The 12,970-nt window shown below is 58.0% G+C and carries 10 protein-coding genes and 2 pseudogenes; 11 read left to right on the top strand and 1 reads right to left on the bottom strand.

Annotated features, from left to right (window positions below):
* Positions 1-10 precede the first annotated feature (10 nt).
* The 4 genes from ORD17_RS12215 to ORD17_RS12225 all read left to right on the top strand — a co-directional run bounded on the left by ORD17_RS12215 (position 11) and on the right by ORD17_RS12225 (position 2,797).
* The gene (locus tag ORD17_RS12215) at positions 11-373 is read left to right on the top strand and encodes an HAD family hydrolase (protein ID WP_308388765.1); all 363 of its coding nucleotides are present in this window, start codon (positions 11-13) and stop codon (positions 371-373) included.
* Positions 370-918, top strand: a complete 549-nt coding sequence (locus ORD17_RS12220; protein WP_308388766.1) for an HAD family hydrolase — start codon at positions 370-372, stop codon at positions 916-918. The genes ORD17_RS12215 and ORD17_RS12220 overlap by 4 nt, the downstream gene beginning before the upstream one ends.
* A gap of 217 nt (positions 919-1,135) precedes the next feature.
* On the top strand, positions 1,136-1,666 hold the full coding sequence (locus ORD17_RS13520; protein WP_374693413.1) for a DUF2459 domain-containing protein: 531 nt from the start codon (positions 1,136-1,138) through the stop codon (positions 1,664-1,666).
* An 846-nt stretch (positions 1,667-2,512) separates the two neighbouring features.
* Positions 2,513-2,797: a YrhK family protein gene (locus tag ORD17_RS12225; protein WP_308388767.1), complete on the top strand. Its 285-nt coding sequence runs from the start codon at positions 2,513-2,515 to the stop codon at positions 2,795-2,797.
* Between the two features lie 338 nt (positions 2,798-3,135).
* Here ORD17_RS12225 and ORD17_RS12230 read toward each other — a convergent pair whose 3' ends face one another.
* On the bottom strand, positions 3,136-4,353 hold the full coding sequence (locus ORD17_RS12230; protein WP_014003049.1) for an ISL3 family transposase: 1,218 nt from the start codon (positions 4,351-4,353) through the stop codon (positions 3,136-3,138).
* Positions 4,354-4,588: 235 nt separating this feature from the next.
* Here ORD17_RS12230 and ORD17_RS12235 point away from each other — a divergent pair.
* From ORD17_RS12235 to pyk, 7 genes and pseudogenes are all read left to right on the top strand, one after another.
* Positions 4,589-5,817, top strand: a pseudogene (locus tag ORD17_RS12235) (MFS transporter).
* A 94-nt stretch (positions 5,818-5,911) separates the two neighbouring features.
* Complete coding sequence (locus ORD17_RS12240; RefSeq protein ID WP_308388768.1) at positions 5,912-7,168, top strand: divalent metal cation transporter; 1,257 nt, start codon at positions 5,912-5,914, stop codon at positions 7,166-7,168.
* Positions 7,169-7,210: 42 nt separating this feature from the next.
* Positions 7,211-8,671, top strand: coding sequence for an MFS transporter (locus tag ORD17_RS12245; protein ID WP_308388769.1), 1,461 nt, complete (start codon positions 7,211-7,213; stop codon positions 8,669-8,671).
* Between the two features lie 26 nt (positions 8,672-8,697).
* On the top strand, positions 8,698-9,636 hold the full coding sequence (locus ORD17_RS12250) for a bifunctional enoyl-CoA hydratase/phosphate acetyltransferase (protein WP_308388770.1): 939 nt from the start codon (positions 8,698-8,700) through the stop codon (positions 9,634-9,636).
* A complete protein-coding gene (gene pfkB, locus ORD17_RS12255) occupies positions 9,633-10,601 on the top strand; it encodes a 1-phosphofructokinase (RefSeq protein ID WP_308388771.1) in 969 nt (322 codons plus the stop codon). Before ORD17_RS12250 ends, pfkB begins: the two co-directional genes overlap by 4 nt.
* Positions 10,602-10,613: 12 nt before the next feature.
* On the top strand, positions 10,614-11,531 hold the full coding sequence (locus ORD17_RS12260; protein ID WP_308388772.1) for an aldolase: 918 nt from the start codon (positions 10,614-10,616) through the stop codon (positions 11,529-11,531).
* A 6-nt stretch (positions 11,532-11,537) separates the two neighbouring features.
* Positions 11,538-12,938: pseudogene (gene pyk, locus ORD17_RS12265) on the top strand (pyruvate kinase); the annotation flags it as partial.
* Positions 12,939-12,970: the final 32 nt, after the last annotated feature.

A 12,970-nucleotide genomic window follows, 5' to 3' on the forward strand; every position in this document is an offset into this window, starting at 1 on the left:
GATTCAGGAAATGTCAGGAAATGATCAAGACCCCGAATGGGAGACCGGTAGCATGGATAGACCAGAGAAAGAAAGGCAGTCGGTATTGCTGTGTTGCGATCTGGATCGAACGTTGATCCCAAATGGCATTTCTTTGGAAAGCCCAGAGGCACGACCCCGTTTCCGGGGTCTGTGCGCGCATTCTGCAGTGCAGTTGATCATGGTGACCGGGCGTCATTTGGACCTCGTCACGGAAGCCATCGACTACTGGCAGCTACCCATGCCACAGTTCATCATCGGTGATGTAGGAACGAGTATCTACGCCTTGACGGATGACAAATGGCGTCCATGGCAACATTGGGCTGCGGAAATCGCTCCAGATTGGGGGGGATGACCCATGGTGATATCACCAAAGAGCTTGCCAACATATCTGCCATCAGCCTCCAACCAACGGCACAGCAGGGTATGTTCAAGGTAAGTTATTATCTAGCTCTTGACCTGGATTATGCGGCTCTCGAAGAGGAAATTTTGCAAAGACTTTGGGGCTTGGGCGTAAATGCCAAGCTGATTTGGTCCGTCGATGAACTGGCTAATATACGTTTGCTGGATATCCTACCTTGCAGCGCCAGTAAGCTGCACGCCATAGAGTTTCTCGTCCACCAACACGGATATTCTATAGATCAAACAGTTTTTGCGGGCGATTCAGGCAATGATTTGGAGGTTTTGGGTAGTCATATCAACTCAGTCTTGGTGGCCAACGCCCACCCTGATGTTCGGGAACAGGCGCTTCGGTTGGCATCAGCCTCCGACCTACGCGATACCCTCTACCTTGCCAAGGGCGGATTCCTGGGAATGAACGGGAATTACGCCGCTGGTATTTTGGAAGGCATTGCTCACTACCTCCCGAAAACAGCAGCATGGATGGAACCGATAGCCTGAATAGAGCCCTAACCCAGGATCTTGGTGTCGAGCAGTCATCTAATTCTATGGATTCATAGCCTTGCGTAGATCATTACGATATTTTCTCCTGGCACTTCTGGCTCTTTCTTTGACAGCCTGTGCACCCGCTTCCTTTTCCGCAAGAAATCCCTTATCTTCGAAGCTTTATGATCCAGCTGGGTTACAGGCCACTACCGGGAAAGAAATACATATCTTTGTGCTCGATACTGGCTGGCATACTGGGTGGGCAGTTCCGGCCAAGTCATTTCTCGAAGTTGCTCCGGTACTGCAGCACTGGTTTAGCTCCGATCAAGAGCTCTTGATTGGATGGGGAAACCGTAGTTTTTATATGGCGCAAAACCCCGGAGTTTTGACCGGACTTTCTGCGTTACTTCCGTCCAAAAGCGTGGTCTTGATTCAAGGACTTCGTTCTCCGGATTGGCCTACGCAATTGCTTCCTCAGGTTCGCTTATTCCCATTACAGGTCAGTCACGCCCGCTTTTTACGCTTGACTCAGTATATTCTTGGTTCCCTCGACGAGCCGCTTCATGCGCATGGCTTTCCCAAGAAAGAGCCCTGGTATCCGGGAGGTGAGTTTTTTCGCTCGTGGCGGACTTATGACGCGCTACACACCTGTAATACGTGGACGGCAGGGTCCTTGCAGTACATGGGATTTCCGGTGTCCCCAACAGGCATTCTCTTCGCAGGGCAGGTGCAATCTCTCATGCATTCTCTCCATCGCGGCTAATGGCACGCCGCTGGTAATCAGTCTGCTTGCCGCTAGTTTTTTGGCAGATCCACATCCTCCTGACAGACATCGCAATCTCTGGTTATCACCTGTCAAAATCCGTTGCGCTTCAGTCTGACAGGTTGCAGAGAAACGGTGGCGGGAAGCTATCTCGCACTGAGGTTCCTTTTGTGACGGTCTGTTACTCGATCCCAGAAGTATAGTGCTACGTTACTCATAGGAAGAACAAATACAAAGACGCCAACGGTGATTCCGAAAATCTCTGTAACTTGAGAGAATATATTCATAGAAGCACAGGTACCATTTGTCTTTATTCTGCTACTTGCTCGAATCTTCTTTGGCATAAGTGCTTTTCATTCCGGCGAACATGGCGGCAAACCAAAGTAGTGGAAGGATGATGAACAGGGCATAAAATAAAAACATTCCAGTCTCCGTGATCGCATGATTCCGTTGCTTGGGACAAGTCGAATTCCGGAAAGTTCAGCTCGTTTCCAATCTTCTCCAAGATAGGATTGGAATACTCTACTTGCAAGACCGTGCGTGGAGGCTGCCATGACCAAGAGTACAAAGAGGAACCTAGATCAACCCCTAAAAATCAGAGCTAGCGTGGTGACAACGGCGCACGAGGCAAGGAATGGCCGTTTTGCGGAACTTTTCTTCCTTGCTTTGGGCTTTTTAGCCCAAACACCTGGACTCTGGGCGCATTACGCCCCCAGTAAAGGCTAGGCGGCGCACGTTGTACGCCACGACCATCCTGCCCAGAGGCAATGTTCGTGGCAAAGCGTTTTGACAGTTTCCCATAACTCGTAGTAGGGTTCCAATTTCGGTCGTAAAAACGGAGATGCAATGGCTGCCATCGATAATCAGCAGGATGATTGCCTGGATTTCTCTCTTGGCAAACGCGATACCCTTGTCATTGATCGTCGTTACGAAACATTAAGTATCGTTAACGATTTCATAATTGGTTTCTTATTTCTGATTGGTAGTATTTTCTTCTTTTACTCCGCGACAGAAACAGCTGGCGTCTGGCTTTTCGTCATCGGCAGCGCGCAATTGTTGATTCGCCCGTCGATTCGACTAGCGCACAATATTCACATCAAAAAACTCGGTGGAAAAAACTGGGATATGTAAGCTTAAGAAGGATAATTGACATATTTTTATTTACCCATGAAAAAGGTTTATTTCTCAGCTTTCTAAAGAGCATCACCTTTTTTCGAGCATCCCCAAGAAGCCATAGAAAACGCTTATTGTAATCTATAACCAAGCCCGCCGTAGCAGTCGCCGTCGGCAGCAAAGGAGACTCCTACGACATCCCGTTCGCTGAGACCGTCAACGGACTCTACAAATTGGGGAGGTCATTCATCACCGTGGACCATGGAAGACACGCTCCTCTCAAGAAACGGAAGATGGCCTCCACTAATCCGGGGGGATTCGTCTACGCCATGCCCATGCTTTGGTTCTTCGATGTTTCATGTGGGTAGCCTGAGATCCAGTTTACCGAGGATCAGGTAGGCCATGTTGATAAAGTTCTTGTGGGTACGGTAGCCACGGGCTTTTGCCTTGGCGGACTGGAGGAGGCTATTGAAGCCTTCCAGAATCCCGTTGGTGATCTGGCTCTCGAACCAGCGGAGCACACCATCCCAGTGATTCATGACGGTGTAGGCGACCTTGACCATTGGCGGTAATCCGCTGTCCTTGACGTTTTCCACCCAGGCCTTGAGCAGGGTGGCGCCCTGGTGGCGATTCTGGACGGTGAAGATTTCTTGGAAGGTCAGGCGAAGCTGATAAGCCTGTGCTGTCTTGAGGTTCTGGTTCTTGAGGATCTCCCGGAGCCTGGCGCTTTGCTTGGCGGAGAGCTTTCCCGGGTTCTTGAGCCAAAGCCAGCGGCTCTTTTTCAGGTCTGGTTGGGAGAGGGCTTCCCCCTTGCGTACGGCATCTACGGCCTCATTGACGAGCTTCATGAGGTGAAAGCGATCGAAGGTGACCTGGGCGTTGGGCAGGTGTTCTGCGGCCCCTTTTTGGAAGGCTGGCGAGAGGTCCATGCTGACCTCCGTAATGGCCTCGGCGCTGCCGCCATGGGCCTGCAGATCTTCGGCGAACTGCGCAAAAGTCTCGGCATCCTTGCCGGGTGTGGCAAACAGCAGGCGCTTCGCCACGAGGTCCACAAACAGGGTGATGTAATCATGGCCGCGCCGGCTGCTCGTCTCATCGATACCGACGGAATGGACCTCTGACATGTCCGCGGCCTCGCGGGCCTTGGCGACGTAATGATCGAGCACCCGCCAGAGTCGCTGGTCCGTCTCCCGCACTAGGCGGGAGACCGTCAACACGGGCATCTCCCGGACCATGGCCATGACTAGAGCCTCAAAGAGCAGCGTGAATCCCGAGCCTTCCCGCGCCCAAGGGACGGATACCAAATGCACGCCGTGTTCCGGGCAATGGACCCGTGGTACGCGGGCATGGAGATAAGCCGCATGCTGGAAGAAGTCGAGGTGACGCCAGACCTTCTCCTGGGTGTCATAGACCGGGCAGTCCTGGCCGCAGACCGGACAGGGAAACTGACTACCCCTTGGGAAGTTCACATGCAGGTCCAGGCGCTTTTCCTCCACCGTGAACCGCACATCGTCCACCATCCACGGCGGAACCAACCCCAACGCCAGAGTGAACAGTTGATTACCTTGGTCCATCCTTATCCTCAGCTCGCTGCCCTTCCCATAAAGCAATCATACCGCCTTACCCACTCAATGTGTCGAGGAGCCCATGCTTTTGTGTTACAACAACGGCCCTCGCCATAAGCATGGCGCCAACTGGTAGTCGCTCATGTCTCGCTATTCCAGTACCCCACATCAGGATGTTGGCGTGCGTCGTGCTTTGGGCGCAGCAATGCTGGGCATGCTTCTGGATGGCTACGATCTCAGCATCATGGCTGTAGTGCTTCTGCCGCTGCACAGTGCTTGGCACCTGCATGCCGCAGAAACCGGACTGCTCATGGGCATGGCCCTGATCGGCTCGTTGCTCGGGGGATTGTTTGGCGGATTTTTCACCGACCGCTTTGGACGGCGAGGACTCCTCACTCCAAATATGCTGCTGTATATTGGCGGGGCCTTGCTCAGCGCCCTGAGCCCCAACCTGAGCATGCTCTTCGCCGGACGCCTGCTCACCGGCATCGCCATTGGTCTGGACTATCCTTGGTCGCCACCATCGTCGCCGAATATACTCCGTCGGCTCTGCGCGGAAATCGCTTCGCAAGGGTGAACATGGCCTGGTACGTGGGTGCTCTGTTGTCCACTGCCATTGGTTGGTCATTGCTGTTCATCGGCAGCGACTCCTGGCGCTGGATGTTGGGCAGCGCTGCCCTACCCGCCTTGGCGCTCCTTTGGCTACGGCGCGGGCTACCGGAGTCGCCACGTTGGCTGGTGCGCCACGAGAGGATGCCGCAAGCGGACCTGGCTCTGCTGCAACTGCACCCAGAAAGTACTACCGCGGAACGACAGGCGATGCTGCGGGATTTTGCTGCACCGTCCCGTTCCTGGCGGATTCTGATACAGAAGGCGTGGTTGCGTCGCCTGTTTCTGAGCATCTTCCCGTGGTTCTGTCTGGATGTGGTCGGACTGGGGATTGGACTGTATTTCCCTCTGGTGCTGCGCAGCAGCGGCTTTGCGCCGAGTGACGCGGCAGCAGCGGCCATCAACGCCGGCATCCTCTGTATCTCGCTGCTGGGCATCGGCTATATGATGCCCCGGATCGACCGTTGGGGCCGGGTTCCGCTGCAAAGCACCGGGTTTCTCTTCATGACCGCCGGCCTGTTGTTGTTTGCGCTGGCCGCCGCGCAGAACTGGCTGAGCGGCATCTACGTAGCCTCTGCGATCTACGCCCTAGGGGTGGGAATCGGGCCTGGCGTCACCGTCTTTGCTTTCGCCACAGAGCTTTTTCCCACCGAATACCGCGCCAGCGTCGCCGGCCTGGCCACGGGGATCTCCCGTGCCGGCGCCCTCCTCTCCGCCCTTCTCTTCCCCTCCCTGGAGAAAACTTGGGGTCTCCCCCGCCTGCTGGTTCTGCTAGCGGCTATTTCTCTTCTTGCGGTCTGGGTGACCTGGCGCTACGGCGTCGAACCCCGGCAAAAAAGTCTGGAGGATCTGGAAAAAGTGTAAGAAAGCAGCGACGGCAGCCGTAGACATTGACTTTTTCTTCTTTTGTGATAATCATTCGCGTTATCATTTCTACGATAGAAGAGGTTCGCAGAGCATGGCAATCGCACAGAGCGGTCTACCCCTCCCCAAAAAACACCGATTAGGCACCTTTCTTGCCGTGCTGGGACCCGGGCTGGTGGTGATGTTGGCGGACACCGATGTGGGAAGTGTCATCACTGCGGCGCAGAGCGGTGCGCAATGGGGCTACCGACTGCTGCTCTTGCAGTTGATTTTGATGCCCATCCTCTATGTGGTACAGGAGCTGACGGTTCGCCTGGGGATCTTTACCGGCAAAGGTCATGGGGAGCTGATCAGCGAGACCTTTGGCAAGCACTGGGCTTATGTTTCCGTAACCGGACTGAGCATTGCCAGCGCTGGCGCTTTACTTACGGAATTTTCTGGTCTGGCGGGGGTAAGTGAGCTGTTTGGCCTACCGCGAGCGTTGGGGGTGGTTCTGGGCGCCAGCGCACTGTGGTTGATCGTGATTACTGGCTCGTACCGCCGGGTAGAGCGAATTGCCCTGATTTTTGGGGCCTTTGAAGTGGTCTTTTTTGGTATCGCCTGGGCCGCCCATCCCGATCTACAGAGCCTGTTACACGGCCTCACCCAAGTGGAGCTCGGCAACCGCAATTACATGATGCTGGTGGCAGCGAACATCGGCGCCGTCATCATGCCTTGGATGATCTTCTACCAGCAATCGGCCGTTGCCGACAAGGGGCTACGCCCGATGGACTACCCTCATGCCCGCTGGGATACCGCCATCGGTTCGGTAATCACCCAGCTGATCATGGCCGCGGTATTGATCGCAACCGCTGCAACTATTGGCATGTCCAATCCCAATGCCTCCCTGAATACCGTGCAACAGTTGTCAGAGGCCATTACGCCCTTTCTCGGGACGGCCTGGGGACGCATCGTCTTCTCTTTGGGCATCGTCGGCGCCGGCATGATTGCCGCCATCGTTGCCACCCTGGCGGCGGCCTGGGGCTGGGGCGAAGTCACGGGCTTCAAGCATTCCCTCGAGCATCATCCCAAGGAGGCACCCTGGTTCTATGGCACCTACACCCTGGTATTACTGGCGGGTACCATCGCGGTGATCTTCATTCCCGATCTGGTCAGCCTGGATATCGCGGTAGAGGTCATGAATGCGCTTTTGCTCCCGCTGGTGCTGGGCTTCCTGATTGCTCTGGCGTTCAAGGCGCTCCCCGACGAGCATCGCCTGCGCGGCTGGTATTTTTGGGTGGTTCTGGTTTTAGGCGGCGCCAGCGCCGGACTTGGGGTCTACGGCGGCATCACCAGCATTCCCGGCCTCTAGTCTCGCATTGCCGACGCAGGGAGTGCGCCGTATGCTCCCTTCATGAAAGAGGAACGCGTCACCGAAGTCCATCCATACCATCAAGCAATGGCAGGGATCCTCGACCAGGCCCACCTGTCATCGCGACATTACCGCCTCTGGCTGCTGGCAACCGCCGGTCCGCTACTGAGTGGCGTGAGCATGATGGTACTCGGCATCAGCCTGCCGCTGTTACACACGCCTTTCCATCTTCATCCCAGCAGCATGGGCCTGGCAGCGGCGAGCCTGATGGGGGGCACGGTCATCGGCGCGTTGCTGAGCGGGCACTTGGCCGATCGTTTTGGCCGCCGGCCGCTGCTCATCGCCAATGCCTTGGGCCTCCTGCTTGCAGGGATCTGGCTCAGTCTCGCGCCTAACGCCACTCTTCTGCTTCTGGGAGAGCTGGTTCTCGGGATTGCCGTGGGCGGCGATTTTCCGGTAGGGAGCAGCTATATTTCTGAGTTCATGCCGCAACACCATCGCGGGCGCATGCTCGCCGCGTCAATGGCTCTGCAACCCTTGGGCATGCTGCTCAGCGCCGGGATCGCCCTGCTGCTGATAGACGGCAGCGGTACCGCCTGGCGTTGGCTCATGGCTTGGCAGGCCGCCATCGCCCTGCCCTACTTTTTGGGTCGGTGGCGACTACCCGAGAGCATACGTTGGTTGATGGCGCACGGCCACAATCAGATCGCCGTAGCGGAGCTTACCCGTTTTGCGCCACAACGCGCCACAGAATTACAGCGGATGGGCAGAGAACTGGGCCATCGTATCCATGAGGTAAGCAAGACTCCAGTCGCTGCCAAGCCTGCCTGGCAGATATTGTTTACCAAGGAATATCGTCGGCGCAGCTCACTGGTCACTCTTCCCTGGTTTCTGATGGATATGACGACCTACGGGATCGGCCTGTTCACTCCGATCCTGCTTGCCTCGATGAGCTTCCTGCCGCCGGATCTTTCGGCCTCCCAGAGAGACTGGGTCAACACCCTGCACACGGCAGAGGTGGATTTCTTTCTCCTCGCCGGCGCCGTGGCTGCCCTCTGGCTCGTCCCCCGTTTTGGACGGATGCAGATGCAGATCCAGGGTTTTTGGGGGATGACCCTGGGCTTGCTGCTGCTCTGGCTGGCGACGACGGCGCACTGGTCCTTTGTTGCGCTGTTTCTGGGCTTTGCCGTCTACAATTTCACCATGACCGTCGGGCCCAATGCGACCACCTTCATCTTGCCTACCGAGATGTATCCGACCCAGGTCCGCGCCCTTGGATCGGGCTTTGCCGCTGCCTTCGCCAAAATCGGGGCTACCCTGGCCGTCTTTTTGCTGCCCATACTGCAACACGATCTGGGCGTAGAGCTGCTCCTGCTCGGGCTGGCGCTGCTCAGTCTGCTCGGGGGAATTTTGACCTATACTTTCCGCGTGGAAGGCCACGGTCTGACTTTGGAGGAGCACCATGGAAGCCTGCCATTGCGCTCACGTCAGCTGGAAGGCTGAAATGCTCAAAGTAGGGGAGCTTATTGGTGAGCACATCGGAGATTCACATGCCGTTTTCTCATTTTGACGCGATCTTGCAGCAGGTAGCGCCGCTCGACGACATTCCGGTGGCGGTGGTGGATGCCGGCCAACGGGAAGTATTGGAAGCGGCCTGTGCCGCCAGGGCACAAAGCATCATCGAGCCCATTCTGTTGGGTAGCGCGCAACAGATCCGTGCATTGCTGGAGAATCTGCGACAGGAGACTGGTAACTGTCCATCGTTTCGCATTATTGACGTCCCAAGCAGTGAGGCGGCAGCGGAAGAGGCGGTACAGATGGTCGAACGCGGCGAAGCGGCGGCCATCATGAAAGGCCACATCCACAGCGATGCCTTTCTCCATCCCATCCTCGCCAAACTGCGCACCGATCGCCGTTTGTCCCACATCTTTGTCGCCGAGCTGGAAAGCTACCACAAACCCTTGCTCATCACCGATGCGGCGATCAACATCAGCCCGGACCTACTCAGCAAGGCAGCGATTCTGCAAAACGCCATCGATCTCGCCCGGATCCTCGGTGTCGAGCAGCCCAAGGCAGCGGCGTTGTCCGCAGTGGAGACGGTGAATCCCGCCATCGCTTCCACCGTCGATGCCGCCTGCCTGGCCAAAATGGCAGAGCGTGGGCAGATCCAGCACGCCATCGTCGATGGGCCCCTGGCCTTCGATAATGCCATCTCCGCCCATTCAGCCGAGGTCAAAGGAATCTCTAGTCCGGTCGCTGGCGAGGTGGATATCCTGCTCGTGCCGGATCTGGTTTCCGGCAACATCCTCGCCAAGGATCTGGAATATCTGGCCCATGCCAGCCTGGCGGGCATTGTCATGGGGGCCAAGGTGCCGATCATCCTCACCTCACGTGCCGATCCCCCGCGCGCACGCCTGGTTTCCGCCGCCCTGGCCGCCCTCCTGCACTATGCCGAGAAGTCCAAATGAGCCCGCAAAACGCCGAGTGCCATCCCTGTGCCAACATCGTCACCCTGACCCTGAATCCGGCGGTGGACGTCAGCTATGAATTTGCGCAGTTGCTCCCCGATCAAAAAACCCATGCCAGCAGTACTCGCTTCGATCCCGGTGGTAATGGCATCAACGTTGCGCGTGCCTTGAAAGAGCTCTTCGTCTGTGCGCACAGTTGCTGCGTGGTCGCCGGACATGTGGGCCGCCTCCTGCAAACGTTGTTGCGCCACAGCCTGGACGATCCCCACTGTGTGGAAGTGATCGGCGAAACGCGGATCAATGCCACCCTACTGCAACAAGACCCCGCGGTGCAGTACGAGGTGACGGGACAGGGTCCGCTGCTTTCCTCCTTGGTTCTCGAAGAGGTGCGCAGCAAGGTCTGCAGTCTGGCCGACATTGGCATTGCCGTGCTCACCGGTTCCCTGCCCCCCGGCGTGCCGGCGGATTTTTATGCGCAGCTCATCGAACAGCTGCGGCAGCAAGGGGCCAGGGTCATCCTCGACGCCAACGGCGAAGCCCTGCAACGGGGCATCGCCGCCAAACCGTTTCTGATCAAGCCCAACGCCCATGAATTGCGCCAACTTAGCGGCAAAAGTCTGAGCACTCGCGAGGAGATGATCGCCGCGGCCCGCCAGGTACAACAACAGGGCATCGATTACGTCTGTGTCTCCCTTGGTGGCGAGGGCGCCCTGCTCATCGGCTCCGAGCAGAGCTTCTTCGCCAATGCGCCACGCATCCAAATCCGCTCCACCGTTGGCGCTGGCGATTCAATGGTCGCCGGGCTGGTAGCGGCTTTCGCGCAAGGGCAACGTCCGGAGGAAGCCCTGCGCCTTGCCGTCGCCTGCGGTAGTGCGACGGCGGCACAGCCGGGCACCAGCATTTTCACCCACAACGATCTAGACCCACTTCTGCGGCAGATCGAGGTGGAGAATCTCGTACCCTGAAAGGAGAACGCCATGCAACAGCAACGCAAAGCTCCCATTGGTATCAGCCGGGAGGCCAGCCGACGCTGGCAGGAAAACTATGAACGGATTACCCAAGGCTCCGGCCGATTGTTCCTGATGGCTGGTGACCAGAAGGTCGAACATCTGAATGATGATTTCGTGGGCGGTAACGTCGCCGCCGCGGACGCCGATCCAGAACATCTTTTTCGCATTGCCAGCCAGGCGCCCATTGGCTGCTTCGCCACCCAGCTCGGACTGGTGGCGCAGTATGGAGGGGACTACCCCGAGATTCCGTACCTGCTCAAGCTCAACAGCAAGACCCATCTGCTTTCCGGCGCCGAACACGATCCCCGCAGTCGTCAGTGGCAAAGCATGGCGCAGGTCAAGGAGTTCATGCAGCATGCCGGGGTGACGATCGTGGGTGTGGGCTACACCATCTATCCTGGCTCGGAATTTGAAGCGGAAATGTTGACGGAGGCCGCGCAACTCATCCACGATGCCCATAGCCTCGGTCTGTTGGCGGTGATCTGGGCCTATCCGCGCGGAAGAGCGGTGGGTAAACGGGAACACGATCCACATCTGATTGCCGGGGCCGCTGGGCTGGTCGCCTGCCTGGGTGCGGATTTCGTCAAGGTCAACCCACCACTGAATGCCCAAGGTGAGGCCGAGGCCAAGCTATTGGGCGAAGCGGTTGCCGCCGCCGGACGCACGCAGCTGGTCTGTGCCGGGGGCTCGGAAGTCAGCAGTGCGGACTTCGTCCGCCGTCTGGACGAGCAACTGCGCGACGGGCACACGGCGGGCTGTGCCACTGGCCGCAATGTCCACCAACGCAGTCAACCAGAAGCTGTCGCCCTGTGCCGGGCCATTCACAGCTTGGTGGTCGAGGATCGCGGCCTGGACCATGCCTTGGCATTGTTGCACGAGGGCTGAGCGCGCATGGGTCATCTGCCGCGCCAGAAAAGCAAGATCGTCTGTACCATCGGTCCGGCCTCTGATCGCGTCACCGTCCTCGAGGCCATGCTGCGGGCCGGCATGGACGTCGCACGCATCAATCTCGCCCATGGCAGCATCCCCGAGCATGCCCAACGCATCCAGCGCATCCGTAGCGCCAGCGCGCGGATCGGCAAACGGGTAGCCATCCTCGCGGATCTGCCGGGGCCCAAGATTCGCATCGGGGCATTGCCGCAGCCCCTCCAGCTCAAAAAAGGTCAACGTCTGCGTCTGGGGGCGGGACCCTACCACGAAGAGCAGGGGCAGGCCTATTTGCCTCTGGAATTGCCGGAACTCGCGCGTCCTTTGCGCAAGGGAGATGATGTCTTCCTGGCCGACGGCTTCCTGCATTTGCGCGTCGAAACAGAGGAACAGGGGATACTGCACTGCCGCGTTGTGGTGGGCGGCGAGTTGCGCTCCCACAAGGGCGTCAATCTGCCCGGCTTGCTGCTCGCCGGCACTGCGCTCACGCCGCACGACCAGGACTTGTTGCGCGCCATTCTGCCTCTGGAGGTGGATGGGATCAGCGTTTCCTTCGTCGAGTCGGCCGCCGAGCTGGAGCAGGCCCGTCGTATAGCCGCGCAACAGGGTCAGGAGCCGTTTCTGGTGGCCAAGATCGAGCGTCAGCGCGCCCTCCGCAATCTGCCAGAAATCCTCGCGGCTTGCGATGGGATTATGGTGGCGCGCGGCGATCTGGGGGTGGAGATCCCGATCCAGAGCATTGCCCGACAGCAGAAAGAACTCATTCACCGTGCCCGCGCTGCCGGCAAGGCAGTCATCACCGCCACACAGATGCTGGAGTCGATGGTCAACAACCCCCGTCCCACCCGCGCCGAGGTGAACGACGTCGCCAACGCCATCCTCGATGGCAGCGACGCCGTGATGCTCTCGGAGGAGTCGGCCATGGGCAACTATCCGCTCGAAAGCGTGCGCATGATGGCGCGCATCGCTGCCGACATCGAAGGCTCGGGCTTCAACGCCCGAGAGCTCAGCTGTCAAAAGAGTGAAAAGGCAGCCGTGGAAGCGGTGATCGCCTGCGACGTGCACGCGGCAACCGCAATGTTGAAGCCGCAGTTCATCGTCACCCCCACGGAAACCGGGGCTACCGCAGCGCGCATCGCGCGCCTGCGGCCGCCGACCTGGATCCTTGCCCCCAGCCGTCACCCGGCAACCTGTCAGCGTCTGTGTTTTTACTCGGGGGTCTACCCGATCTTACTCGACCCAGGCTCTGGCAGCTGGGAAAGCGCCATACGCCGCTGGCTGCTCGACAACGGCTGGCAACAGGGCCACATCATTCTCACTCAGGGTCCAAGCCAAGGTCACCCGGGTGGCACCAATAGATTGGAGATCATCGACCTCGCGGTATCCGATTCCCCCCA

Source organism: Acidithiobacillus sp. AMEEHan (assembly GCF_030996345.1).
GTDB lineage: Bacteria > Pseudomonadota > Gammaproteobacteria > Acidithiobacillales > Acidithiobacillaceae > Igneacidithiobacillus.